Origin of the sequence: Streptomyces sp. NPDC048514, from assembly GCF_043199955.1 — a bacterium.
In the GTDB taxonomy this organism is placed as follows: Bacteria; Actinomycetota; Actinomycetes; order Streptomycetales; family Streptomycetaceae; genus Streptomyces.
In genome coordinates, this window is the sequence record NZ_JBICWT010000002.1 from 388837 (window position 1) to 414022 (window position 25186).

Sequence of the window (25186 nt, forward strand, 5' to 3'; positions counted from 1 at the left end):
GGATCCCCGACCATGGGCCCGTCCCGGCGATCCCGGGAACGCGAGTTCCATGAGAGGCGCACCACCCATGCACAGCACCGGAACCGTCCCTCAGTCGGCTCCGGCCCCGGCGGAGAGCGGCGCGGCCCCCGTCGAGGACCCGCACGGCGACGCCGGCAGGCATGCCCGCCGGTTCGGCCTGCCCGTGGCCACCGCTCTGGTCATGGGCAACATCATCGGCGGCGGCATCTTCCTGCTCCCCGCCTCCATCGCCCCCTACGGCACGGTCAGTCTGGTCGCCTTCGGCGTCCTGACCGTCGGCGCCATCGCCCTGGCCCTGGTCTTCGGCCGACTCGCCGCGCGCGACCCCCGTACCGGCGGCCCGTACGTCTACGCCCGTGAGGCCTTCGGCGACTTCGCCGGTTTCCTCGCGGCCTGGGCGTACTGGATCACCACCTGGGTGTCGAACGCCGCGCTCGCCGTCGCCGCCGTCGGCTATCTCGACGTACTGATCCCGGTGGGCGGCCATCGCTGGACGGCGTGCCTGGCGGCCCTGGCGCTGCAGTGGCTGCCCGCACTGGCCAACTTCGCCGGCAGCCGCTACGTGGGTGCCGTCCAACTGGTGTCCACGGTGCTGAAGTTCGTGCCGCTGCTGCTCGTCGCGGTGGGCGGACTGTTCTTCTTCGACCCGTCCCGGCTCGGGCCCTTCAACTCCAGCGGCCAGAGCGCGACCGGCGCGGTGTCCGCCGCGGCGGCCCTGCTCCTCTTCTCCTACCTCGGCGTGGAGTCGGCCGCGGTGAGCGCCGGGGAGGTCAGGGACGCCCGCCGCAACGTGGGGCGCGCCACCGTCATCGGCACCGCCGGCGCGGCGCTCGTCTACCTGCTGGGCACGCTGTCCGTCTTCGGCACGGTCGCGCACGACCGCCTGGTCACCTCCACGGCGCCGTTCTCGGACGCCGTGAACACGATGTTCGGCGGGAGCTGGGGCGGCACGGCGGTGGCGCTGGCCGCGCTGGTGTCGATGACCGGCTGCCTCAACGGCTGGACGCTGCTGAGCGCCCAGACCCCGTACGCCGCGGCGAAGGACGGCCTGTTCCCGGCGGCCTTCGCGCGCCGCCGCCGGGGTGTGCCGACCGTCGGCGTCGGCGTGACCGTGGTGCTGTCCTCCCTCCTCACCGCGTACAACTACCTGTCGGGCTCGGGGAAGGTCTTCGAGGTACTGGTGCTCGTCACCACGTTCACCGCGACCGTGCCGTACCTGCTGGCCGCCGCCGCCCAGATCTTCCACCTCGTCGCGGGCCGCGGGCCGGTCGACCGGGCGCGACTGGTGCGGGACTCGGTGATCACAGCGGTGGCGGCCGGCTTCTCGGTCTGGCTGATGGCGGGCGCCGGTTACGCGGCGGTGTACCAGGGCGTGCTGTTCCTCTTCGTCGGCATCCTCGTGTACGCGGTGATGGCGGCGCGGCGGCAGCGGCGCGAGGCGGATCCGGAGCTGGACTAAGCTCCCCGGGCCATGAGAATTCTTGTCACCGGTGGCGCCGGGTTCATCGGCTCGCAGTTCGTCCGCGCCACGCTGGCCGGCACGTTGCTCTCGCCGCCGGACGTCCGGGTCACCGTCCTCGACAAACTCACCTACGCGGGCAACCTGGCGAACCTCTCCCCCGTCTCCGGCGATCCGCGGCTGACCTTCGTGCGGGGCGACATCACCGACGCCTGCCTGGTCGACTCCCTGATGACGGGCCACGACGCCGTGGTCCACTTCGCCGCCGAGTCGCACGTGGACCGCTCGCTCGTGGGGGCCCGCGACTTCGTCGTCTCCAACGTGCTCGGCACGCAGACGCTGCTGGACGCGGCGCGCCGGCACCGGATCGGCCGGTTCGTGCACGTCTCCACGGACGAGGTGTACGGCTCGATCGAGCGGGGCGCGTGGCGGGAGGACACCCCGCTGGCGCCCAACTCCCCCTACGCGGCGAGCAAGGCGGGCTCCGACCTGCTCGCGCTGGCCCAGCACCGCAGCCACGGCATGGACGTCGTCGTCACCCGCTGCTCGAACAACTACGGCCGCTACCACTTCCCCGAGAAGATGATCCCGCTGTTCGTCACCCGGCTGCTGCGCGGCCGCACGGTGCCGCTCTACGGCGACGGCGGCAACGTCCGCGACTGGCTGCACGTGTCCGACCACTGCGTGGGCGTCGACCTGGTGCTGCACCACGGACGTGCCGGCGAGGTCTACCACATCGGCGGCGGCGTCGAGCTGGCCAACAAGGAGCTGACGGGACTGCTCCTGGACGCCTGCGGGGCGGGCTGGCAGAACGTGGTGCACGTCCCCGACCGCAAGGGGCACGACCGGCGGTACGCCCTGGACATCACCAAGATCCAGGAGGAGCTGGGCTATCGGCCCGCGGTCTCCTTCACGGACGGACTCGCCGACACCGTCCGCTGGTACCGGGACCATCCCGGCTGGTGGGAGCCGCTGCTGGAGAGGGCGGAACCGGGTGATGAACCCCGCCGTGAAGACTTCCTTCCATCGGGCCCTCCCGCTCCGTAGGCGCACGGCACGTCCCGGTGCGGCAAGTGTGGCCTGCGCGTCCCAAGCCGAACCGGGCCCGGCCGTCCGTGAGCGGGGCTGCCGGCTCACCACCCCACCGGAGTGCGGCGCTCACCACCCCACCGGAGTGGGGCAACGGCCGGCTGGTCGACTCGGCCGGGTGCGGGCGTCAGCTGGAGAACCGCCCCGACCGGTTCCCCGTAAAATGCTCAGGGCCGGTTTCGGATGTCTCCGAAACCGGCCCTCAACTGCGACTCTCTCGAGTCGGGACGACAGGATTTGAACCTGCGACCCCTTGACCCCCAGTCAAGTGCGCTACCAAGCTGCGCCACGTCCCGCTGCGGTCTCACCCGGGGTGCCCCGTGTGATCACGCAGGTCAACACTACCGCACCCGGGCCGGTGTGCGTGCCGCCCCCGTGGGAGCGGGGTCCAGGACGCGGGCGGGGCGGCGGACCGGTACGAGGAGTGCGGCGCCGGCCGCGCCCAGGCAGAGGAGCGCCAGCAGGGCCCAGCCGTGGGTGTATCCGGAGGCGTAGGGCAGGCCGGAGGGCTGGAGCCGGCCGGTGACCAGGACGCTGGTGAGCGCGGCGCCGACGGAACCGCCGATGGTGCGGATGTTGGCGTTCATACCGGTCGCGGCGCCGGTCTGCTCGGGCGGGACGCTGCCCACGATGAGGTTGGCCATCGAGGCGAAGGCCAGTCCGATACCGAGCCCGAACAGGCCCGCGACCACGGCGATCTGCCACCGCTCGTCGTGCCAGAGGGTGAGGAAGCCGCAGGCCAGGGAGCCCAGGGCGGCGCCCGTGGTGAGCAGGGCCTTGGCGCCGACGCGGGGTTCCAGCCGGCCGGAGAGGACTCCGGAGACGAACATGGCGAGGAGCATCGGCAGCATGAGCAGGCCGGAGGCGGTGACGCTGGCGCCGAAGCCGTAGCCCGCCTCGGACGGTGTCTGGACGAAGCCGGGCAGGAAGGACCAGATCGCGTACATGCCCGCGCCGAAGAGCAGGGCGGCCGCGTTGGTCGTCCACACCGCGGGCTGCCGCATCACACGCAGGTCGATCAGCGGGCGGGCGGAGCGGGCCTCGGCCGTGAGCCACAGGGCGAACAGCACGACGGCGGCGGTGAACAGGCCGAGCACCTTCGCCGAGGTCCAGCCCCACTGCCCGGCCTGGCTCAGCGGCAGCAGGAGTGCCACCAGCCAGGCGGAGAGCAGCGCGGCACCGGACCAACTCACCTTGCCCTGAGCCCTCTTGGGCGACTCGGGGACGTAGCGCAGGGCGATCAGCACGGTCACGGCGACGATGGCGACCGGGATCCAGAACAGCCAGCGGTAGTCGAGCGCGGAGACGATCGGCCCCGCCGCAACCATGCCGACGCCGCCGCCCGCGGCGATCACCGCGGAGAGGTTGCTGATGCTGCCGCTGACCCGGGCCGCGGCGAACTCGTCGCGGATGATGCCGAAGGAGAGCGGGAAGAGGGCGCCGCCGACGCCCTGGACGACGCGGGCGACGATGAGCACGCCGATGTTCGGGGCCAGAGCGGCGACGAGGCAGCCGGCCAGGACGGTCACCAGGACGCCGACGAGGGTCCGTTTCTTGCCGGCGAGGTCGCCGACGCGGCCGAGTATGGGGGTGAAGACCGAGGCGGACAGCAGATAGGCCGTCATCACCCAGGTCGCGGTGGACTGGGAGGTGTGCAGGGCGTGCTGGACGGTCGGCAGGGCCGGTGCGATCAGCGACTGCAGCATGGAGAACACGCCCGCACCGGTCGCGAGGACCGCGAAGGTGAGGCGCGTGGACGTGCGGGGCATGAAGAAGCCTCTCCGGAATCCGTGACGCGGAGGGTGTGCGCGAGGGTGGGCAGGGCCGTGCGGCCCGTTCGGCAGGGTGCGGTGGCAGGCGCCCGGACGCGTCCGTCCACGGCGCAGCCACCTCCGCACTGCTAAAGTGGAGGAACCCCTCCACTGTAACGGAGGTACACCTCCGGTTCAAGGAGCGGAGGCTCGCATCCGCTTCGTTCATCCTCTTCCAGGAGGCAGCAGTGACGGCCACGCCGTTCCCCGTCGGCGAGATCGTGGTGACCCGCCGCCCGCATCGCAGGGACGCCGCCCGCAACTACGACGCCCTGCTCGTCGCCGCCCGCGAGGCGTTCGCCGAGCACGGCTCCGACGCCTCCCTGGAGGACATCGCCCGCCGCGCGGGCGTGGGCATCGGCACCCTGTACCGCAACTTCCCCACGCGCCGCGACCTCTTCGAGACCGTCTACGCGGACGAGGTGAACGCCCTGTGCCGGACGGCCGTGGAACTGGCCGGGCACGAGCCCTGGGCGGCGCTGACCGCCTGGCTGGACCGGTTCGCCGGCTACATGGTCACCAAGCGGGCCGTACGCGAGGCCCTCGACAACGAGTCGGACATCTTCACGGCCTGCCGCGACTCCATGTACGCCGCCGGGGGCCCGTTGCTGGAGCGCGCCCAGCGGGCGGGCGTGGCACGGGCCGACATGGACTTCGGTGATCTGCTCCGGATGGTCGCCGGCATCACGGCGACGGTCTTCGACGACGACGCCCAGCGCGACCGGGTCCTCGCGATCGCACTGGACGGGGTGCGCACGAGCCGCTGACCACCGCGCCGGCCCGCCGCGCCGCGCGTCCCGCCTCCGGTCGTTTCTCCGCCGGCGCCCGGCACGCACCGCCTGTCCAACACGCACCGCCCGTCCGGCACGCACCGCCCGTCCGGCACGCGTCGCCGCCCTACTTGATGAGTGCGTTCGCCACCACCACGATCACGCCGAGCAGGGCGTCGCCCAGGCCGACGAGCACGGCGGCCGGCCAGCGTCGGGCCGACCAGCGGGCGGTGATGACGCCGAGCACGAACAGGATCAGGATGTTGAGCGCGAACGCCACGTATTCCACGCCGTTCGCGGACCACCACCTCCACCGTGCGCCCGCGAGCAGCAGGGCCGTGGGCAGCACGACTGCGACGAGCGGCCACTCGTTGCGCAGGGCGGGCAGGATGTCCCAGCGGCGATGCGGGACACGCTCGGCGATGTAGTGGGCGTACCCGTGGGCGAGGGCGGACGCGCACGCGGTCACCAGCACCCACGCGGCGTCGTAGCCGCGGACCTCGGCGGAGGTGTGCCCGTACTGGGTGAGCGCCGCGACCATCGAGCTGGCGAGGACGGCGCCGTACACCCCTCCGAACAGGACCATCTCGCGCGCTTCGAGGTGCCGGGCCGGTGCCGTGCGGGCGGCCGTGGAGTCAGCCATGTCCCCACGATCACCCGCGGCCCGCGTCCCCGCCAGTCCGGGAGCCCGACGAAGTGTCCTCCGACCAGGCCGGATGCCGCACACACTGTCGACGGCGGCACGGCGGCGGACCTCGCTAGGGTCGGCCGTATGACGCACAGCTTCGCACTCCACATCCCGGACGCCGACCTGGAACCCGAACCGCTCGACCCTGCGCAGATCGTCTCCGGCAGTCCGGAGGTGACCGGCAAGGTCGTCTGGGAGTCGCCGGACGGGCGGCAGATCCGCGGGATCTGGCAGATCACCCCGGGCGTGGTCACCGACACGGAGGCGGACGAGCTGTTCGTGGTGATCAGCGGCTCGGCGACGATCGAGGTCGAGGACGGGCCGAAGCTCACGGTGGGGCCCGGCGACATGGCGGTGCTGCGCGCGGGCGACCGTACGACGTGGACCGTGCACGAGACGCTGCGCAAGGCCTACGCGATCAACCTCTGAGTCCGTCCCCGGGCGGCCCCGTCGTACCCCGGACCTCGAGCGTCGGTACGGCCAGGTGCACTCGCCCCTCGCCCTCCGGCCGCTCGAAGCGGTCCAGCAGACAGCGGGCGGTGCGCCGCCCCGCCTCGTACGGGGCGGTGTCGACGGTGGTCAGCCAGACGTGCCGCAGCCGGGAGATGCCGGTGTTGTCGTAGCCGGCCACCGACAGGTCGCCCGGCACTCGCAGGCCCAGTTCCCCGGCCGCCGAGAGCGCGCCGACCGAGGCCATGTCGTTGACGGCGAAGACGGCGGTGGGCCGCTCGGTTCGGCCGAGCAGCCGTACGGTCCCGCGGTAGCCGCCCTCCTCGGTCAGGTCGCCGGGCTCGACCAGCGGTTCGGCACCGTGGGCCCGCATGGCCGCCTCGTAGCCGCGCCGGCGCAGCGCTCCGACGGCGCCCTGGCCCGCGAGATGGGCGATCCGGCGGTGACCGAGGCCGAGCAGGTGCTCCGTGGCGAGCCGGGCCCCCAGCTCGTCGTCCCCGGCGACCACGTCCACACCCGGGGGCCGGGGCTCGCGGGCACCCGCCACGACCACGGGCATCCGCAGCGCGAGCGCGCCGAGCCCGTGCGCGTCGGGGACCGTGCCGACCACCACGAGACCGTCGACGCCGAGGTCCAGGAACGGTTCGGCGAGATCGTGGCCCATCCGCCGGTTGAGCCGGGCGTCGGCGAGGAGCATGTGCAGGCCGGCCGTGTGGAGCAGGGAGTTCAGGCCGTCCAGCAGCTCCACGAACCAGGGGTTGCGCAGGTCGTCGAGGAGGACGCCGACCGTTCGCGTGCGCTGTTCGCTCAGGCTGCGGGCGGCGGCGTTGGGCCGGTAGCCCAGCTCGCGCACCGCGCGCAGCACCGCGTCCCGCTTCTGCTCGCGCACCGGGCCCGTGCCGCGCAGCACCAGGGAGACCAGTGACTTCGACACCCCGGCCCGCTCGGCGACGTCCCGGATCGTCGGACGGCTCATGGGTTGGACCGTTCCATGCTCGGGCCGGGCTGTCAAAGGGGGCCCGGCTGATGCGCTCGCACCTGGCTGGACCGCTTGACACCGCCTTCATGTCCGGACATGGTGACCCGGACAGGAGATGGACCGGTCCAAAGAGGTGCTGTCATGGTGGATGCGCTCGGTGTCGCGGTCGTCGGGTTCGGCTGGATGGGCCGGGTGCACACCCAGGCGTACGCCCGGCTTCCGCACCACTACCCCCGGCTCCCGCTCCGCCCGCGGCTGGTCACGGTCGCCGAGGAGGTGCCCGGGCGGGCCGCGGAGGCCGCCGAGCAGTTCGGGTTCGCCTGCGCCACCCGCGACTGGCGCGAGGTGGCCGCCGATCCGCGCGTGCGGGCCGTCAGCGTCACCGCGCCGAACTTCCTGCACCGGGAGATCGGTGTGACGATGGCCGAGGCCGGCAAGCACCTGTGGATCGAGAAGCCGGTGGGGCTGACCGCCGGGGACGCCCGCGCGGTCGCGGACGCGGTCGCGGGGGCCGGCGTGCAGGGCACGGTCGGCTTCAACTACCGCAACGCGCCCGCCGTCGAGGCCGCCCGCGAGCTGATCGCCGCCGGTGAGATCGGCACCGTCACGCACGTCCGCCTCCGCCTGTTCAGTGACTACGCGGCGCACCCGGACGGCGCCCTGACCTGGCGGTACGAGCGGGAGCGCGGCGGCAGCGGAGTGCTCGGCGATCTGGCCTCGCACGGCGCCGACCTGGCCCGCTTCCTGCTCGGCGACATCGTCTCCGTCACCGCCGACACCGCGATCTTCGTGCCGGAACGGGCCCGTCCGGCCGGCGCCACCGCCGGTCACGCCCTCGCCTCCGGCGGCGAGCCGGGCCCGGTCGAGAACGAGGACTACGTCAACTGCCTGCTGCGCTTCGCCTCCGGCGCGCGGGGGGTGCTGGAGGCCTGCCGGGTCTCGGTGGGCGAGCAGAACAACTACGGCTTCGAGGTGCACGGCACCCGGGGGGCGGTGTTCTGGGACTTCCGCCGGATGAACGAACTACGGGTGAGCCGCGGCACGACGTACCAGGACCAGCCGGTCAGCACGGTGTACGTCGGCCCGGGCGCCGGCGAGTTCGCCGCGTTCCAGCCGGGCGCGGCCAACGCGATGGGCTACGACGATCTGAAGGTCGTCGAGGCCTACCGCTTCGTCCGCTCGGTCGCCGAGGGCACGGCGTACGGCGCGACGCTGACGGACGCCGTCCACAGCGCGGCCGTGCTGGACGCGATGGCGCGGTCCGCTCAGCTCGGCTCCTGGGTGGACGTCGCCGGCGGCTGAGCGAGCCGCAGGACACCGGCGGCGAGGGCGTCCACCACCGGCTGCGGGGGCGTGTCGGCCGTGCCGGTGGTCCGGGCCGGCAGCGGCAGTTCCACCTGTACCCCGCCCAGCCGGGTGAGGTTGACGGGGTTCCTCGGATGCAGGCCGCGCAGGCCGGCCGGGACCTGCGCCAGATCCGTGACCACCCGGAACCGGGGGGCCAGGGCGTGCAGTTCCTCGGCCAGGACCAGCGCCGCAGCGCGGTTGCGGCCACCCAGGAAGAGGCTGTGCGGGGCTTGGGGGCGCATATGGCCGTGCAGGGACACCGTGAGGGACACCCGGTCCAGGAACCTGCGCAGCAGCGCGCAGTGGTCCGCCGCCATGAGCGGGGACGGGATGTGCACGGGCCGCCGCGCCCCGGGCTGGGTGAAGACCAGGCTGGTGGCCCGGCAGCGGCGCGCCACGAGGTCCGCGAGTTCGGCCGTGCCCCCTTCGTTGCTGCCGTGCAGTGCCAGCAGCCCGATGCCGTTGCCCGGCACGAGGGTCGCGACCAGCGGTACGCCCTCGATCTCCACGCGTTCGGTGCGGATCATCGCGTCCCTTCATTCGGCCGGCTGCACGGGCAGGTTGTACGGCGTGACGACCTGGATCGCGGACGGCAGCGCCGGGCCGGCCGGGGGCAGCGCGCCGTGCGCGCGCATCACCAGGCGGCAGGCCTCGCGCAGGTCCTGGCGCAGATCGTGGTGGAGCACGGCGGACAGCCGGTGCTCGTTCAGCAGACGGGTGTTGTCGTGGTCGAGGTCGTGGGCGATGAACACCGCGCATTCGCGGCCGAGGTCGGCGAAGGCCCGCAGGGTCGCGTCGTTGCCGCCGCCGATGGAGTACACGGCCCGGATGTCCGGGTCGCGGACGAGGGCGTCGCGGACGAGGTCGTACTGCGTGGCGTCCAGACCCTGCCCCTCGCCGATCTCGACCAGGGTGCGTGCGGGCTGCCGGGCCCTCAGCACGCTCCGGAACCCCATCTCGCGCTCCTCCTCGTTGCGGAAGAAGCCGCTGCTGAGGCTGGTGAGGACGTTGCCCGGCCGGTCGCCGAGCCACTGGCCGGTCAGATAGGCGGCGGTCGCGCCGGCCGCCCGGTTGTCTATGCCGACGTAGGCGAGGCGGCCGCTGGCGGGCAGATCGGTGACGAGGGTGACGACCGGGACGCCGGCGGCCGTGAGGCGTCCGACGGCCGCGGTGACCTCGGGGACGTCCGGCGCCTTGAGGATCACCCCCTGCGATCCGCGCCGGGCGATCCGGTCCAGCGTGGCGACCTGTTCCCGCACCGGTCCGGTCTCGCGGAAGTGGAAGCGGGAGCGGACCACCGCCGGGTGCAGGGAGGGCAGTTCGGCCTCCAGGGCGCCGCGCACGGCGGTGGTGAACCGCTCGGGCGCCCGCACCACGATGTCGACCATGAACGTACGGCCCACCAGCCGGACCTGGGTGCGCTGCCGGTCCAGGTCGGCGATGGCCCGGTGGACCTCCTGCGCCGTGCTCCGGCGCACCCCTCCCCTGCCGTTCAGCACACGGTCCACGGTGGCCTCGCTGAGACCTGCCTGGCGGGCGATCTCCCGGATCGGGAACGGGTGTCCCATGGACCGGCTCCTTGAGGGGTTTTTGACGGCTGTCTGCTGGTTGTTCGACGGGTTTGTACTGACAAGAATGGCAGGGCCGTGCCGCTCCCGTGCCCGAAAGAAGGACGCCGGGACGGCTGCGCGCGGAACTGCGAGCCGGCGGCGAACGCCGGGAGAGCTGAGGACGAGCATGCGACTTCCCGACGGGCCTCTGCTCCGGGACAAGGCCGTCCTGGTCAACGGCGGCAGCCAGGGGGTGGGGGCCGCGATCGCGCGGGCCGCCGTCCGCGAGGGTGCCGCGGTGGCCGTGACGGGGCGCCGGGCCGAGCCGGGCGAGGCCCTGGTGGCGGAGCTGACGGCCGCCGGGGGCACGGCGCTGTTCGTGCGGGCCGATCTGGCGGACGCCGAGCGGGCGAAGGCCTCGGTGGCCGAGGTCGTGGACGCTTACGGCCGGATCGACTGCCTGGTGAACTCGGCCGGGCTGACCTCCCGGGGCACGCTGCTGGACACCACGCCGGAGCTGTTCGACGCGCACATCGCGGTCAACCTCAGGGCGCCGTTCTTCGCCATGCAGGCGGCGGTCGCCGACATGACGGCCCGCGGGGCGCCCGGCACGATCGTCAACATCATCACCTCGTCGGCGCACGGCGGGCAGCCCTTCCTCGCACCGTACGTGGCCGCGAAGGCGGGCCTGATGGGCCTGACCCGGAACGCCGCGCACGCACATCGCTGGGACCGGATCCGGATCAACGGCGTGAACATCGGCTGGACCGCGACCGAGGGCGAGGACGCCACCCAGCGCGCCTTCCACGGCGCCGGCGACGACTGGCGCGAGCGGGCCGCGGCCCGGCTGCCGATGGGCAGGCTCGGGGAGCCGGACGAGATCGCGGACTTCGTGGTCCTCCTGCTGTCCGACCGCTCCGGCGTGGTCACCGGTTCGGTGATCGACTGGGACCAGAACGTACTCGGTGGACTCGACTGACCGGCCCCGCGAACCCCTCGCACTCCGGAAACCGGCCGGCCCCGCGAACCCTCCGCACCCCGAGAACCGACCTTCCCCGCCCCTTCCGCACCCCGGAAACAGACCTCCCCACAAGCCCTTCCGCACCCTAGGAGCAGTATGCGCATCGGAATCCTCGGCCTCGGCCGCATCGGCGCCTTCCATGCCGAGACCCTCACCGGACTGGACGCCGTCGAGTCGCTCGTCGTCGCCGATCCGTTCGCGGACGCCGCCAAGGCGGCCGCGGAGCGGTTCGGGGCCGAGGTCGCCGACTCCCCTCAGGCGCTGCTGGCGGCCGGGGTGGACGGCCTCGTGATCGCGGCGGCCACCGACGCCCACCCGGCACTGATCCGGGCCGGGGTGGCGGCAGGCGTGCCGGTCTTCTGCGAGAAGCCGGTGGCCCGCACCATGGCCGAGGGCGTCGAGGTGCTGCGGGCCGTGCGCGGTTACGACGTCCCGGTCCAGGTCGGCTACAACCGCCGCTTCGACGCGGGCTTCGCCGCCGCACGGGCCGCGGTGCGGGCCGGTGAGCTGGGCGAGCTGCACACGGTCCGCTGCACGACCCTGGACCCGGCGCCGCCGCCGGCCGCTTACGTCGCCGCGTCCGGCGGGATCTTCCGCGACTGTTCCGTGCACGACTTCGACATCATCCGCTGGGTCACGGGCCGGGAGGTGACCGAGGTGTACGCGGTGGGCGGCAACCGGGGCGCCGACCACATCGCGGCGGCGGGCGACGCCGACACCACCGGCGCGGTCCTCACCCTGGACGACGGCACCATCGCGGTGGTCTCCAACTCCCGCCACAACGCCCGTGGTTACGACGTGCGCATGGAACTGCACGGCTTCGCCGACTCGATCGCCGTCGGACTGGACGACAAGCTGCCGCTGCGCTCGGTGGAGCCCGGTGTGAGCTTCCCGGCCGGCACCCCGCACGACTTCTTCATGGACCGCTTCGCCGAGGCCTACCGGGCCGAACTCACCGCGTTCACCGAGGTCGTGGCGGGCACCCGCCCCTCCCCCTGCACGATCGGGGACGCCCTGGAGGCGGGCTGGATCGCCGAGGCCTGCACCCTTTCGCTGCACGAGCACCGGCCGGTGACGCTCACGGAGGCACGCGGGGCCTGACCCCCGGGTCCGCCCCACGGACGGTGCCGGACCGCGCAGGGAGCCTGCTCGCTCGCGGCGCGGTCCAGCTCGGCGCGGCTCAGAGGCAGTAGCGGACCAGCCACTCGTCGGGGTTGTAGGCGTCGCGCGCCGGGTCCCTCGGCAGGGCGGTGCGCGTCTCCACCACGTCCTCGGGCCGCACCCGCTCCGGCAGTGACCCGAACCGGGCGCGGCGGGCGCTCTCGGCGGTGTCCGGCGCCGCTTCCGGGTCCCTCACATGCCGCTCGTGCTCGGTGTTCGCCTGGTGTGTCAACTCGGCCTCCCCGGGGTTGTCGCGACCCGTACCCGTCTTGGACGTTCCCCAGAGGATTTCGGTTGCGAGCGCGGGCGCCGAGGGCGCGGTCCCTCCCCGGCGGCAGAGGACGGCGGCACCCCTCAGGCGCCGCAGGAGCGCAGGAAGCGGCGGGTGCGCACCGCGATCGGCAGCGGCCTGTCCGGCTCGCACGGGTACATGTCCTGCTCGACGATCGCGAACAGCTCCACGCCGAGCCGCTGTGCCGCCTCCAGCACCGGCCCCAGCTCGGGAACGCCGGCGGGCGGTTCGCACATCACCCCCCGTTGCACCGCGGGCCCGAACGGCACCTCGTGCGCGACCACCTCGGCGAGGACGTCCGGGTCGACCTGCTTGAGGTGCAGATAGCCGATCCGCTCGCCGTAGGTCTCGATCAGCTTGACGCTGTCCCCGCCGCAGTAGGCGTAGTGCCCGGTGTCCAGGCAGAGGTTGACCAGACCGGGGTCGGTGGAGTCGAGCAACCGCTCGACGTGGTGCTCGGTGTCGATGTGGGTGTCGGCGTGCGGGTGGACCACGATGTCCAGGCCGTAGGTCTCCCGCACCTCGTGGCCGAGTCGCTCCATGCCCTTGCTCAGGTGCGCCCACTGCTCGGTGGTCAGCTCCGGCGGCTCGAGGATCTCGGCGGTCTTGTCGTCGCGCCAGAAGGAGGGGATCACCACCAGGTGCCGGGCGCCCATCGCCTGGGTGAGCGCGGCCACCCGGGCGACGTGCGCCCAGGTGTCCTCCCAGACCGACGGGCCGCGGTGCAGGCCGGTGAAGACCGTGCCCGCCGACACCTTCAGGTTCCGCCGGGCCACCTCGTCGGTGAGCCGCGCCGGATCGGTGGGGAGGTAGCCGTAGGGGCCGAGTTCGATCCAGTCGTAGCCCGCCTCACAGACCTCGTCGAGGAAGCGTTCCCAGGGGACCTGCCGGGGGTCGTCGGGGAACCAGACGCCCCAGGAGTCGGGGGCCGAGCCGACCCGGATGCGGTCGAGAGCGGATGGGTGCGCCATGTCAGCCGGTCCCTTCGGGAGAGTTGGCCACCGGTGCGGTGAGGTCGCCCTCCTCCGGCAGTTCCTGCACGTCGACGCCGCGAACCTGGGCCAGCTCGTGCTTGAGCGCGGCGAGTTCGGTGCCGCCCGCCATGTGGTTGGTCAGCTCCTCAAGGCTCACCTCGCTGCGGTCCGCGCTCAGCTCCAGGGTGCCGAGGCGCAGCACGCTGAAGTGGTCGCCGACCATGTAGGCGTGGTGGGGGTTGTGGGTGATGAAGATGACGCCGAGGCCGCGGTCGCGGGCGGCGGCGATGTACTTGAGCACCACGCCGGACTGCTTGACGCCGAGGGCCGCGGTCGGCTCGTCGAGGATGAGGACGCGGGCGCCGAAGTGGACGGCGCGGGCGATCGCCACGCACTGGCGCTGACCGCCGGACAGGGTGCCGATGGGCTGTTCCAGGTCGTGCAGGACGATGCCCATGTTGCGCAGTTCCTGGTCGGCGGTCGCCTTCATCCGGGCGATGTCCAGGCGGCGGACGGGCCAGGGGCCCCGGGTCAGCTCGGAGCCGAGGAAGAAGTTCCGCCACACCGGCATGAGCGGGACGGTCGCCAGGTCCTGGTAGACGGTGGCGATGCCGCGTCCGAGGGCGTCGCGGGGGCTGGAGAAGCGCACCGGCCGGCCGTCCACGAGGAACTCGCCCTCGGTGTGCTGGTGCAGCCCCGAGATGATTTTGATGAGGGTGGACTTGCCGGCGCCGTTGTCGCCGAGTACGCAGGTCACGCGGCTGGCGTGGACCGTGAGGTCGACGCCGTGCAGGGCGCGGATGTTGCCGTAGGACTTGCCCGCGCCGCGCAGTTCGACCAGGGGGCCGCCGGCTGCGGGCGGGGTGTCCTCCAGGACGGCGCCGTGCGTTCCGGTTCCGTTGTCGGTCATCGGTTCGCTCACCTCCGGGTCGCCGTGCGCTGGACCCATAGATTGATCAGGACGGCGCCGAGCAGCATGACGCCGAGGAAGGCCTTGAACCAGTCGGGGTTCCAGCCGGCGTAGACGATGCCCTGCTGCACCATGCCGAACATGAAGGCGCCGAAGACCGGGCCGATCGCGGAGCCGTAGCCGCCGGTGAGCAGACAGCCGCCGATGACGGCCGCGGCGATGTAGATCAGTTCCTGCCCGACGCCCTCGCCGGACTGCACGGTGTTGAACGAGAACAGGTTGTGCATGCCGACGAACCAGGCGCCGAAGCCGACCAGCATGAACAGCGAGATCTTGGTGAACCTCACGGGGACGCCGACGGCGCGGGCGCTGTCCTTGCTGCCCCCGACGGCGAAGATCCAGTTGCCGTACCTGGTGCGCAGCAGCACCCAGGTGGCGAGGGCGGCGAAGACCAGCCACCAGATCACGGTGATCTTCACCTGGACGCCGCCGACGTCGAAGGAGGAGGCGAAGATCTTCTTGGCCTGGTCGAAGCCGTCCATGTCGCTGATGTCGTCGGTGGCGACGTTGCCGGTGATCGACTTGGTCACGGCGAGGTTCACGCCCTGCAGGATCAGGAAGGTGCCGAGGGTCACCAGGAAGCTGGGCAGCCCGGTCCTCATCACCATCCAGCCGTTGAAGGCGCCGATCGCGAGGGAGACGACCAGGGCGACGATCACACCGGTCCACACGTTCAGGGTCAGCTGGTAGCTCACCATGCTCGCGGTGAGCGCCGAGGTGATCACCGCGACGCCGGCGGACAGGTCGAACTCGCCGCCGATCATCAGCAGGGCCACCGGCAGTGCCATGATCCCGATCGTCGAGGACTGGTAGAGGATCGTGGCCATCGAGCTGCCCTGGCGGACCGAGGGGGCGACGATGAGGAAGAAGACCAGTACGGCGGCGGCGCCGAGGAAGACGCCCACCTCGGGCCGGGCCAGCAGCCGGAGCGCCAGCGGGCGCCGGGCGGTGCGGCCGCCGGCGTTCTTCGGACCGGACGCCGGCGGCTCGCCCACCGCCGGCTCTGCCTGCGGGGCCATGCGCATCACCGGGTGCCCTTCGCGGCGTACTCGGCGACCTTGCCGACGTTGGACTTGTCGACGAAGGCCGGCCCGGTGAGCACCGGCTGCTCGCCGCCGCCGCTGTAGTTGCCGTTGTTCTTGTAGAGCCACAGGGCGTCGACCGCGAGATAGCCCTGGAGATAGGGCTGCTGGTCCACGGCGAACTCGATGCTGCCGTTCTGGACGCCCTTGACCAGTTCCTTGTTGAGGTCGAAGGTGGCGACCTCGGCCTTGCTGCCCGCGTCGGCCACGGACTGGACCGCGGTGAGCGCGAACGGGGCGCCGAGGGTGACGACGGTGTCGATGGAGTCGTCCTGCTTCAGCTTCGCCGTGATCGTCGACCGCACGGACGGCATGTCGGTGCCGTTCACGTAGAGCGTCTCGGTGGTGCCCTCGAAGGTCTTCTTCACTCCGTCGCAGCGCTGGGTGAGCCCCACGTTGCCCTGCTCCTGGATCACACAGGCGATCTTCTTGGCGCCGGTGGTGTTCAGCTTCTTGCCGAGCGCCTCGCCCGCGACGTTCTCGTCCTGCCCGAAGAACTCCAGCAGACCGAGGTCCTTCCAGTCGCTGAGGCCGGAGTTGAGGCCGACGACCGGGATGCCGGCCCGCTCCGCCTTGCCGATCACGTTCTTCATCGCGTCCGGCTTGGCCAGGGTGACGGCGATGCCGTCGACCTTCTGGTCGATCGCGTTCTGCACCAGGTTGGCCTGGTTGCCGGCGTTCGGGTCGGCCGAGTAGACCAGCTTGACGTTGTCCTTGGCCGCGGCGGCCTCCGCGCCCTTGCGGACGGTGTCCCAGAAGGTGTCGCCGGGTGCCTGGTGGGTGATCAGCGCGACCGTCATCCGGGGGGTGTCGGCCTTGCCGACCGCGGCGTTCGCCGCGGCCTCCTCGGCCTTCTTGCCGCCGTGGCTGCTCGCGCAGCCGGTGAGGATCAGGGCCGCCGCGGCGGCCGCGGCCACCAGCGGCACCGGCCTGCGGGAGCGCGAGCGAGAAGAGCGGTCCATCTTTCCTGCACCTCACTGTGCGACGGGGGAGGGACGCTGTTGCGTTGGGACGGGATACAAGTCCTTGTCGGGCCCGCTGTCAATACTTTGTCAAGACATCATTTCACGCGGTGGTCCGAATGTAAGTACAAACCATTGACATCCTCGTGGCGCTCACCTACATCTTGAGAGGCAGGAGTCGCCTCGACGACCCGATCGGTTCCTGTCTGCCCAGTACACCGCAGTCGACGCCCGACGGCACCGGCTGATCACCGGCGGCCGGGCGGCCACCGGACCACCGGACCACCGGACCACCGGACCACCGGACCACCGGGAAGGAGGTGCCGCGATGGCGAGGACCGGCGATCCTCACCGGCCCGCGGCCGGTTCCGCGCTCACCTCCCTGACCTTCGCCCTGGACCGCGCGAGCCCGGTCCCGCTGTACCACCAGTTCGCCCAGCAGCTGGAAGCGGCCATCGGGCGGGGAGCACTGACCCCGGGAAGCCTCCTCGGCAACGAGGTCGACCTGTCCGCGCGCCTCGGGCTGTCCCGGCCCACCGTCCGTCAGGCGATCCGGACCCTGGTCGACAAGGGACTGCTGGTGCGCCGCCGCGGGGTCGGCACGCAGGTCGTGCACAGCCGGGTCAGGCGGCCGCTGGAACTGAGCAGCCTCTACGACGACCTGGAATCGGCCGGCCAGGGCCCGGCCACCCGGGTCCTGCGCAACGAGCCGATCCCGGCGAGCGCCGACGTGGCCGCGGCCCTCGGTCTCACGGAGGGAACCGAGGTCACCGTGCTGGAGCGACTGCGCTGCACCCACGGCCGGCCGGTGGCCCTCCTGTGCAACCACCTGCCGCCCTCCGCGCTCGAACTCACCACGCAGCGCCTGGAGTCGACGGGGCTGTACCGGATGATGCGCTCCGCGGGCGTCACCCTGCACAGCGCCCGGCAGTCGATCGGCGCCCGCGGCGCCACCACCGAGGAGGCCGCGCTGCTGGACGAGGAGGAGGGCGCGGCACTGCTCACCATGCGCCGCACCGCCTACGACGTGTCCGGCCGGCCGGTGGAGTACGGCAGCCACGTCTACCGTGCCTCCCACTACGCCTTCGACTTCCAACTGCTGGTCAGACCCTGAAACGGAATCACCCGTCTCCGCACGGCCCCCGCGGCGGCCCCGACCACGGGGGCTCTCGTCCGTCCGCCGCGTGTGGGAAGTCGCAGATGACGACGACGATTACGTTTCGGGCAAGAGGCCCCCCAGTGCGAGCACGCCTATTGACGCATGAGCGGAAGTGGGGCTGTCATTACGGCCACGATGTTCGGTCGAGTTGATTTCTGAGCGGTTTCGGAGACCTTTCGGTGATCGGCTCACCCCCTTGGCCGAACCCTGCATTCCTCAGGAGCCGCCATGCGCCTCTCCCCCTCCGGCCGTTCGGTCCCGGACCCCGGCCGTCGTTCGCTGATACGCGGAGCGGGCGGCGCCGCCGTACTCGCCGGTGCCGGCATACCCTTGCTGTCCGCCTGCGGCGGCAGCGGTTCCTCCTCCGACCCGAAGACCGTCACCGTCGGCTCCAACGCCTCGGACGCGGTGCCGAAAAAGGCCTTCGAGAGCGTCTACGCGGCCTTCCGGAAGCAGTCCGGCCTCACCGTCGATGTCAACACGAAGGACCACAACACCTTCCAGGAGCAGATCAATTCGTATCTGCAGGGCACGCCGGACGACGTGTTCAACTGGTTCGCCGGCTACCGCATGCAGTTCTTCGCGGCGAAGAAGCTGGCCGCCCCGGTCGACGACGTGTGGGCGAAGATCGGTGACGGATTTCCCGAGGCCATGAGGAAGCTCAGCAAGGGCGAGGACGGCAAGTACTACTTCGTGCCGATGACGACGTATCCGTGGGCGATCTTCTACCGCAGAAGCGTCTTCGAGCGGCACGGCTATCAGATCCCCACCACCTGGGACGACTTCGTCGCCCTGCTGAAGCGGATGAAGAAGGACGGGCTGGTCCCGCTCGCCTTCGGCGACAAGGACGCCTGGCCCGCGATGGGCACCTTCGACCAGATCGACTTCCGCCTGAACGGCTACGACTTCCACGTCCAGCTGATGGCCGGCAAGGCGTCCTGGACCGACGCCAGGGTGAAGGCCGTCTTCGACCACTGGACCGAGATCCTCCCCTACCACCAGGACGGTTTCATGGGCCGCACCTGGCAGGACGCGGCGCAGACCCTGGTGGCCAAGAAGGCCGGCATGTACCTCCTCGGCTCTTTCGTGGCCCAGCAGTTCACGGACAAGGCCGACCTGGACGACCTCGACTTCTTCCCCTTCCCCGAGCTCGACCCCGCCCACGGCCAGGAGACCGTGGAGGCGCCGACCGACGGCTTCATGGTCAGCAGGTCCCCGAAGAACCACGCGGGAGTGGTGAAACTGCTGGAGTACCTGGGCAGTCCGGCGGCCGAGCAGCTGTATCTCAGGACCGACCCGAGCGTGGTGGCCGCCTCGGACAAGGCCGACACCTCCTCCTACTCGGCACTGCAGAAGAAGGCCTTCGAGATGATCCGCGGCGCCAAGAGCCTCACCCAGTTCATGGACCGCGACAGCCGCCCGGACTTCACCTCCACGGTGATGCAGCCCGGACTGCAGAAGTTCCTGCAGAACCCCAAGGGCGTGGACAGCCTGTTGTCGTCCGTCGAACGCCAGAAGAAGACCATCTTCGCGTCGTCGTGAGCGGTCCCATGACGACGAACACGACGACGAAGAGCCCGGAGCCGGCCGCCGTGCCGCTTCCGGGCGCCGCGCCCGGGAAGAAACGGGTCGCACGGGGACACCGCCGGCTGCTGACCCGCCGGGACCGCCTCACGCTCGGCGTGATGGCGGGCGTGCCCACCCTGCTGCACGTGGCCCTGGTCTGGGTCACCGCCATCGCCTCGATCCTCCTCGCCTTCACCAGCTGGGACGGCATCGGCTTCGACTCGATCCGGTGGGTGGGCGCGGACAACTTCCGTCAGCTCTTCAGCGACAACCCGCAGTTCTGGCCGGCCGTCCAGCACAACGTCGTCTGGTTCGTGGTGCTGATCCTGGTCCCGACGCCGTTCGGCCTGTTCCTGGCCCTGCAGCTGGACAAGCGGATCCGGTTCAGCCGGGTCTACCAGACCGCGTTCTTCCTGCCGGTCGTCATCTCGATGGCCTGCATCGGCTTCGTCTGGCAGCTCGTCTACAACCCGGACACCGGCCTGATCAACAGCATCGTCGGCGCCAACGAACCCGGCCACTACATCGACTGGATCGGCGACCCACAGCTGAATCTGTGGGCGGTCCTCGTCGCCGCGTCCTGGCGGCACACCGGCTACATGATGATCCTCTACCTGGCCGGCCTGAAGAGCGTCGACCCGTCGCTCAGGGAGGCCTCCGCACTGGACGGCGCGAGCGAGTGGCAGACGTTCCGGCACGTCGTCTTCCCCACGCTGCGCCCGACCAACACGATCGTCCTCGTCGTCACCGTCATCGAGGCGCTGCGCGCCTTCGACCTGGTCTTCGTCTTCAACAAGGGCGCCCAGGGCACCGAGTTGCTGTCGATCCTGGTCACCAACAACATCATCGGCGAGTCCAGCCGCATCGGGTACGGCTCGGCCATCGCCGTCGTGCTGCTGGTGATCTCCCTCGCGGTGATCATCCCCTATCTGATCGCCACCTTCCGGAAGGAGCGGCGCGCATGAGCGGCACCACCGTCCCGCTGAGGCGGCGCGCCCCGGTCCGGCCCGCCCGCGTCCTGCTGCACGTCTTCCTCGCCGGCACGGCCCTGGCCTGGCTCGCCCCGCTGCTGTGGGCGGTCTTCTCGGCCCTGCGCCCGTACCGCGAGACCAGCGACAAGGGGTACGTCTCCTGGCCGGACACGCTGAACCTCGACAACTTCACGAACGCGTTCCGGCAGTCGGACATGCTGCACTACTTCGGCAACACGCTGGTCATCGCGATCCCGGCGGTGCTGCTGACGCTGTTCCTGTCCTCCTGCGTCGCGTTCTACGTCAGCCGCTTCGACTTCCGCCTCAACCTCGCGCTGCTGCTGGTCTTCACGGCCGGCAACCTGCTGCCGCAGCAGGTCATCATCACCCCGCTGTACCGGCTGTACCTGCTGACCGACCTGCCGGGCGTCACCGCGAGCGGCAAGCTGTACGACTCCGCGCTCGGCCTGGTCCTGATCCACGTGGCGTTCCAGTCCGGGTTCTGCGCGTTCGTGCTGAGCAACTACATGCGCTCGCTGCCCCACGAGCTGACCGAGGCCGCGCTGGTGGACGGCGCCTCGGTCTGGCGGCTGTACTGGCAGATCACGCTGCCGCTGTGCAAACCGGCGATGGCGGCGCTGGCGACCCTGCTGTCGATCTGGATCTACAACGACTTCTTCTGGGCACTGGTGCTGATCTCGACCGGTGAGAACATGCCGATCACCTCGGCTCTGAACAACCTCTCCGGGCAGTACTTCACGGACCCCAACCTGGTCGCGGCGGGCTCCCTGCTGACCGCGATCCCGACCCTGGCCGTCTACTTCGCGCTGCAGCGCCAGTTCGTCAGCGGACTGACCCTGGGCTCCGCCAAAGGCTGAGACGTCCGCTCACGAACGGAGGTTCTGCCGTGCTGCGAACGATCCTGACGGCGGGTGCGCTGGTCGCCGCGCTACTGGCCCCCGGCACCGCCGAGGCGAAGGAGAAGGGGCCGGACATACCGAGGCTCACCGACCGCCAGGGGCGAGTCCTGACCCTGCACGGCTGGAACATCGAGGACAAGGAGCACCGGGGCGCGGAGGCCCTGTCCGGTGTCACCGAGCGCCACCTGCGCGACATGCGGGCCAAGGGCTTCGACTTCGCCCGGCTGCTGGTCTTCTGGGACGACCTGGAGCCCCGGCCGGGACAGTACAGCCGAAGGTATCTGCGGAGGATCGAGCGCGTCCTGGACTGGGCCGAACGCTACGGCGTGAAGGTCGTCATCGATGCCCACCAGGACGTCTTCGGCCCCGCGTTCGGCCATCGGGGCGTACCCGCATGGGCGACCAGGACCGACGGACTGCCGTTCACCGCCCATCCGGACGACTGGTTCGCCGAGTACTTCGAGCCCGCCGTGCAGCGCGCCTTCACCCATCTCTACGACGACCCGGACCTCCGGCGCGCCCAGGCCCGGATGTGGCGAACGCTCGCCGGCCGCTTCGCCCGTCATCCGGCGGTGCTCGGCTACGACCTGATCAACGAGCCCATGGGTGAGATGCGCGCTGGGGAGGACCTGGCCGCGGCCGCGCGCCGGATCGAACGCGACCAGCTCACACCGATGTACAACCGGCTCGCGGACGTGGTGCGTTCGGCCGACCGGGACGCCTGGGTGTTCGTCGAGCCCACCCCCATCGTAGGCCAGGGCGTACCGACCGGCCTCGGGCGCATCCGCGGGCCCCGGGTGGTGTACGCCCCGCACTTCTACGACACCGCCATGGAGGCCGGCTCCGACTACGACCCCGGGGCCGGCTGGATCGAGGCGTACGAGCGGGCCGTCACCGAGTACCCGGAGCGGTACCGGGTCCCGGTGGTGATCGGCGAGTGGGGCCCGCTCGACAGTTCCCTGCCGCACATGAACCGCTTCTACCGTGACGCGATGGCCTCCCTGGGCCGCTACGCCTCCGGCTGGGCGGGCTATGTGTGGTGCTACGGCCGCGGGTACTGCGCGGTCGACGACGCCGGCACCTTCCGCGTCAACAAGGAGCTGACCGCCGAACCCTACGCGGAGACCGTCGCGGGCACGGTCCGCTCCGCCGCCTACGACGCGGTGCGGGGCGTGTACCGGCTGTCCTACCGCGCGGCAGCCCACGGCTCCCGGGTCACCGAACTGTCCATGCCGCCCGGCGCCTGGCGGATCGGGGCCGACGGCGGCGCGGTCGTCGTGCGCGGGGCGACGGGCGGAGCGCGGGTCCTCGCCGTCCCGGGCCGCCTCGTGACCGTCACCGCAGAACGCGCCTGACGCGGCGTCAGCGAGAGGCGGAACCGGTACCGGACGCCGGTGTCCGGGGACCGGTCTCGAACAGGCCAATCGTGCGACTGCGTCGAACCCCGGTGCGACCTGCGCACCGGTGCGCTCCGGCCTCCCCGCACAGGCACTGAGTGCCAAACGGGGCGGCCGGAGGCGGACATTCGACGCAGATCGGTTTTCGGACGGAGTGGAAGTCTCCCCTTCCCCTCACGCCACACCAGGCGAACGATGTTCGAAAGACCACGTCACCGGCCGAGGTCGCTGAGCACTCCACTCACGTTCAGAACCTCATGGCACCGCTGTGCCTGACGGCCCGTGGCCGGTGTCCCGGGCTTCGCACAGTTCACCTGCACCGTGACGGTGGACTTCTCGGGGATCTTGATGGGAGTGACCCAGTGGTAGTCCTGATTGCGGAAGGTCTCGAGCGCGATCGTCGTGACCTTCCGGTCGCCGAAGGTGATGGTCATGACCCCCTCGTCGCCCTGGAAGTTGGCCACGACCATGTCCGTGACGCCGAAGACCTTCCCCTCCGGGACCACATAGGTGCCGGGCTTGCTCTGTCCGCCGGACGTCTGGACGTCGATGGTGGCCGAGCTCTGCTGACCGCCGCCGGCCGCCCCGCCGGTGTCACCGCCGGTGCCTTCGCCCCCGGTACCCGGCGAGGAGTTCGTGCCCTGTCCGCCCGGCCGGGCGCCCGTGCCCGCGCCGGTGTCCTCGCCGGACCCGGTGCCCGGCGCCTGCCCCTCCTGCCCCGCGGCCGGCGTGGGCCGTGGCCGGACCACCTCGTCGGCGGCCTCCTTGGCGGCGCTGCGCACGGCAGGCCGGACGAGCGTGAACCAGGCCAGCAGCAGGGCGAGAAGGGCCGCGAGCACTGCCAGCAGCCACTTCGGGAAGATCGGGATCTGGACGAACTCGGCCTCCAGCGGCGGCCGTACGACGGTGTCCACCCGTCCCGGCTCCTCCGCCACCGTCGTGTCGCTGATCCGCACAGTGAATGGCCAGACCAACGGGCTGCCGAACCAGACCGGTTTGCCGGTCCGCACCCGCAGCCGGGTCTCCGCGGACTCGCCGGGCTCCAGGCTCAGTTCGGCGGGGGTGAACCCGAAGCCCAGTTCCTCGCCCGCCTGTTCCGGAGTGAAGTTCACCCGAGCGGGGCGGTTTCCCTCGTTGCGCACCGCGAGCCGGTAGCGGCCCCGCAGCCAGCCGCGCCGGCGGCGCGGGAGCACTTCGGCGCGCAGCTCGTGGAACTCCTCGATGTGCACCGTGGTCTCGGGCACGGTGACCGATTCGGGGTGCTCGGCCGGCAGCACCCGTACCCCGAGCGGCACGTCGCCCGCCCGGACGTGCGGGGAGCGCGGTGGGGCGAGGCGGATGGTGACCGTCTCGGAGGTGCCGGGATAGAGCGAGACCCGCTCGGGTTCCACGGTGGCCCAGGCGGCACAGTCGCCGACGACCTCCAGGGTGTACGCCTCGACGATGTCGCTGTCGTTGCGGACGGTCAGGCTGGTCGAGGCGGTACCACCCGGCGTCACCGTCACGGCCGGGATGTCGAGTCCGGTTGCTCCGGCGCCGGAAGAGGCTGCAGATGGCGTCACGCCACGACGGTAGAACCGGGCCCACGCCGCCACGAGAGGTGCGAGGGCAACACCCGGGCAGTCGGCGTGTCCCGAACGGCCAACGTCAACTCCGTTGTCCAGGAGCAGGGTTGATGCCCCTCCGTCACGGCCGGGCGCCTCCCGCCGACGCTCGCCCCGCCCCTCCCTCCGCCCCCTCATGAAACTGGAATCCGCCATGTCCGGCTCCATGGAAGAGAACCCGGCCGTGCTCGGCCTCGGCTCACCCGGTTCCTCCGCCACCTCCCGTCCCACCCATGCCCCCGCCCCCGCCGCCCGTCCGCAGCGGGTGACCGTGGCCGTCTACGCGCAGGACCTGGTGCTGCGCATCGGCGTGGTCCATCAGCTGCGGCAGCGCCCCGAACTGGAGCTGCTCCCCGACGCGGAGGCGGAGCGGGCGCGAACCTCGGTCGTGGTCGTCGACGCCGTGGACGACGAGGTCATGGCCCTGCTGCAGCGGTTGCAGCGCAACCCCGCCACCCGGACCGGTCTCGTGGTCGGCACGTTCGAGTCCGCCGCGCTCCAGCGGGTGATCGAGTGCGGGGTGTCCGCGGTGCTGCGGCGTAGCGAGGCGGACCAGGACCGGCTGCTGCATCTGGTGCTGGCGCTCGCCAACGGCGAGGGTGTGCTGCCCGGCGATCTGCTGGGCAGGTTACTCACCCATGTCGGCGGCCTGCAGCGCTCCGCGCTCGACCCGCACGGCCTGTCCCTGTCCACGCTGACCGCCCGTGAGGCGGACATGCTGCGCCTGGTGTCGGAGGGCCTCGACACCTCGGAGATAGCCCAGAAGACCGCCTACTCCGAACGCACCGTCAAGAACGTGCTGCACGAGATCACCACCCGGCTGCAGTTACGCAACCGGGCCCACGCGGTCGGCTACGCGCTGCGCAACGGACTGATCTGAGGGCCGTCCGGTCACCCGGGCACTGCCCGAAAGCGCAGTCGGCGCTTCCCCCGGCCCGGCCCC

24 protein-coding genes and 1 tRNA gene are annotated in these 25186 nt (G+C 71.4%); 13 read left to right on the plus strand and 12 right to left on the minus strand.

Annotated elements, in window-relative coordinates; translation table 11 throughout:
* The first annotated feature begins 67 nt into the window (after positions 1-67).
* Complete coding sequence (locus tag ACGFT2_RS04565) at positions 68-1480, plus strand: amino acid permease (RefSeq protein WP_393273410.1); 1413 nt, start codon at positions 68-70, stop codon at positions 1478-1480.
* 12 nt (positions 1481-1492) lie between these two features.
* Positions 1493-2527 (plus strand): dTDP-glucose 4,6-dehydratase, encoded by a 1035-nt coding sequence (rfbB, locus tag ACGFT2_RS04570; protein ID WP_393273412.1) that lies wholly within the window; start codon positions 1493-1495, stop codon positions 2525-2527.
* A gap of 264 nt (positions 2528-2791) precedes the next feature.
* Here the strand turns inward: rfbB and ACGFT2_RS04575 are convergent.
* Positions 2792-2865: transfer RNA gene (locus ACGFT2_RS04575), tRNA-Pro, on the minus strand.
* A 45-nt stretch (positions 2866-2910) separates the two neighbouring features.
* A complete protein-coding gene (locus ACGFT2_RS04580; RefSeq protein WP_393273414.1) occupies positions 2911-4338 on the minus strand; it encodes an MFS transporter in 1428 nt (475 codons plus the stop codon).
* A 230-nt stretch (positions 4339-4568) separates the two neighbouring features.
* Here ACGFT2_RS04580 and ACGFT2_RS04585 point away from each other — a divergent pair, with 230 nt between their 5' ends.
* Positions 4569-5147 carry a TetR/AcrR family transcriptional regulator gene (locus ACGFT2_RS04585; RefSeq protein ID WP_393273416.1) on the plus strand — a complete coding sequence of 193 codons (579 nt, stop codon included), beginning with the start codon at positions 4569-4571 and terminating at the stop codon, positions 5145-5147.
* Positions 5148-5277: 130 nt separating this feature from the next.
* Here the strand turns inward: ACGFT2_RS04585 and ACGFT2_RS04590 are convergent, their stop codons facing one another.
* Positions 5278-5793: a hypothetical protein gene (locus ACGFT2_RS04590; protein ID WP_393273418.1), complete on the minus strand. Its 516-nt coding sequence runs from the start codon at positions 5791-5793 to the stop codon at positions 5278-5280.
* A 129-nt stretch (positions 5794-5922) separates the two neighbouring features.
* Here ACGFT2_RS04590 and ACGFT2_RS04595 point away from each other — a divergent pair, with 129 nt between their 5' ends.
* Positions 5923-6267 (plus strand): cupin domain-containing protein, encoded by a 345-nt coding sequence (locus ACGFT2_RS04595; protein WP_393273420.1) that lies wholly within the window; start codon positions 5923-5925, stop codon positions 6265-6267.
* On the opposite strand, the gene ACGFT2_RS04600 is transcribed toward ACGFT2_RS04595, so the two are convergent.
* Positions 6257-7264 (minus strand): LacI family DNA-binding transcriptional regulator, encoded by a 1008-nt coding sequence (locus ACGFT2_RS04600; protein WP_393273421.1) that lies wholly within the window; start codon positions 7262-7264, stop codon positions 6257-6259. The two genes, ACGFT2_RS04595 and ACGFT2_RS04600, sit on opposite strands and share 11 nt — an antisense overlap.
* A gap of 144 nt (positions 7265-7408) precedes the next feature.
* Between ACGFT2_RS04600 and ACGFT2_RS04605 the strand changes: the two genes are divergently transcribed.
* The gene (locus ACGFT2_RS04605; protein WP_393273423.1) at positions 7409-8569 is read left to right on the plus strand and encodes a Gfo/Idh/MocA family protein; all 1161 of its coding nucleotides are present in this window, start codon (positions 7409-7411) and stop codon (positions 8567-8569) included.
* Here ACGFT2_RS04605 and ACGFT2_RS04610 read toward each other — a convergent pair.
* Positions 8533-9141: a poly-gamma-glutamate hydrolase family protein gene (locus ACGFT2_RS04610; RefSeq protein ID WP_393273425.1), complete on the minus strand. Its 609-nt coding sequence runs from the start codon at positions 9139-9141 to the stop codon at positions 8533-8535. The two genes, ACGFT2_RS04605 and ACGFT2_RS04610, sit on opposite strands and share 37 nt — an antisense overlap.
* A gap of 9 nt (positions 9142-9150) precedes the next feature.
* Positions 9151-10182: a LacI family DNA-binding transcriptional regulator gene (locus tag ACGFT2_RS04615; protein WP_393273427.1), complete on the minus strand. Its 1032-nt coding sequence runs from the start codon at positions 10180-10182 to the stop codon at positions 9151-9153.
* A 169-nt stretch (positions 10183-10351) separates the two neighbouring features.
* Between ACGFT2_RS04615 and ACGFT2_RS04620 the strand changes: the two genes are divergently transcribed.
* On the plus strand, positions 10352-11143 hold the full coding sequence (locus tag ACGFT2_RS04620; protein ID WP_393273429.1) for an SDR family oxidoreductase: 792 nt from the start codon (positions 10352-10354) through the stop codon (positions 11141-11143).
* A gap of 138 nt (positions 11144-11281) precedes the next feature.
* A complete protein-coding gene (locus ACGFT2_RS04625) occupies positions 11282-12286 on the plus strand; it encodes a Gfo/Idh/MocA family oxidoreductase (RefSeq protein ID WP_393273431.1) in 1005 nt (334 codons plus the stop codon).
* Between the two features lie 79 nt (positions 12287-12365).
* Here the strand turns inward: ACGFT2_RS04625 and ACGFT2_RS04630 are convergent, their stop codons facing one another.
* From ACGFT2_RS04630 to ACGFT2_RS04650, 5 genes are all read right to left on the minus strand, one after another.
* Positions 12366-12578 (minus strand): hypothetical protein, encoded by a 213-nt coding sequence (locus ACGFT2_RS04630; protein ID WP_393273909.1) that lies wholly within the window; start codon positions 12576-12578, stop codon positions 12366-12368.
* 122 nt (positions 12579-12700) lie between these two features.
* Positions 12701-13609, minus strand: a complete 909-nt coding sequence (locus ACGFT2_RS04635) for a sugar phosphate isomerase/epimerase family protein (protein WP_393273433.1) — start codon at positions 13607-13609, stop codon at positions 12701-12703.
* Position 13610: 1 nt separating this feature from the next.
* Positions 13611-14522, minus strand: a complete 912-nt coding sequence (locus ACGFT2_RS04640; RefSeq protein WP_393273435.1) for an ATP-binding cassette domain-containing protein — start codon at positions 14520-14522, stop codon at positions 13611-13613.
* Between the two features lie 8 nt (positions 14523-14530).
* Complete coding sequence (locus ACGFT2_RS04645) at positions 14531-15607, minus strand: ABC transporter permease (RefSeq protein ID WP_393273437.1); 1077 nt, start codon at positions 15605-15607, stop codon at positions 14531-14533.
* The gene (locus ACGFT2_RS04650) at positions 15607-16626 is read right to left on the minus strand and encodes a sugar ABC transporter substrate-binding protein (RefSeq protein WP_393273439.1); all 1020 of its coding nucleotides are present in this window, start codon (positions 16624-16626) and stop codon (positions 15607-15609) included. The genes ACGFT2_RS04645 and ACGFT2_RS04650 overlap by 1 nt, the downstream gene beginning before the upstream one ends.
* Positions 16627-16954: 328 nt before the next feature.
* Between ACGFT2_RS04650 and ACGFT2_RS04655 the strand changes: the two genes are divergently transcribed.
* The 5 genes from ACGFT2_RS04655 (at position 16955) to ACGFT2_RS04675 (ending at position 22597) form a co-directional block, all read left to right on the plus strand.
* The gene (locus ACGFT2_RS04655; protein WP_393273441.1) at positions 16955-17740 is read left to right on the plus strand and encodes a GntR family transcriptional regulator; all 786 of its coding nucleotides are present in this window, start codon (positions 16955-16957) and stop codon (positions 17738-17740) included.
* A gap of 273 nt (positions 17741-18013) precedes the next feature.
* Positions 18014-19327 (plus strand): ABC transporter substrate-binding protein, encoded by a 1314-nt coding sequence (locus ACGFT2_RS04660; protein ID WP_393273443.1) that lies wholly within the window; start codon positions 18014-18016, stop codon positions 19325-19327.
* A gap of 8 nt (positions 19328-19335) precedes the next feature.
* Positions 19336-20316 carry a carbohydrate ABC transporter permease gene (locus ACGFT2_RS04665; protein WP_393273445.1) on the plus strand — a complete coding sequence of 327 codons (981 nt, stop codon included), beginning with the start codon at positions 19336-19338 and terminating at the stop codon, positions 20314-20316.
* Positions 20313-21200 (plus strand): carbohydrate ABC transporter permease, encoded by an 888-nt coding sequence (locus tag ACGFT2_RS04670; RefSeq protein WP_393273447.1) that lies wholly within the window; start codon positions 20313-20315, stop codon positions 21198-21200. The genes ACGFT2_RS04665 and ACGFT2_RS04670 overlap by 4 nt, the downstream gene beginning before the upstream one ends.
* 29 nt (positions 21201-21229) lie before the next feature.
* Positions 21230-22597 (plus strand): glycoside hydrolase family 5 protein, encoded by a 1368-nt coding sequence (locus tag ACGFT2_RS04675; RefSeq protein ID WP_393273449.1) that lies wholly within the window; start codon positions 21230-21232, stop codon positions 22595-22597.
* A gap of 254 nt (positions 22598-22851) precedes the next feature.
* Here the strand turns inward: ACGFT2_RS04675 and ACGFT2_RS04680 are convergent, their stop codons facing one another.
* On the minus strand, positions 22852-24201 hold the full coding sequence (locus ACGFT2_RS04680) for a hydrolytic protein (protein WP_393273451.1): 1350 nt from the start codon (positions 24199-24201) through the stop codon (positions 22852-22854).
* A 178-nt stretch (positions 24202-24379) separates the two neighbouring features.
* Between ACGFT2_RS04680 and ACGFT2_RS04685 the strand changes: the two genes are divergently transcribed.
* Positions 24380-25123, plus strand: a complete 744-nt coding sequence (locus ACGFT2_RS04685) for a response regulator transcription factor (protein WP_393273453.1) — start codon at positions 24380-24382, stop codon at positions 25121-25123.
* The last annotated feature ends 63 nt before the right edge of the window (positions 25124-25186 follow it).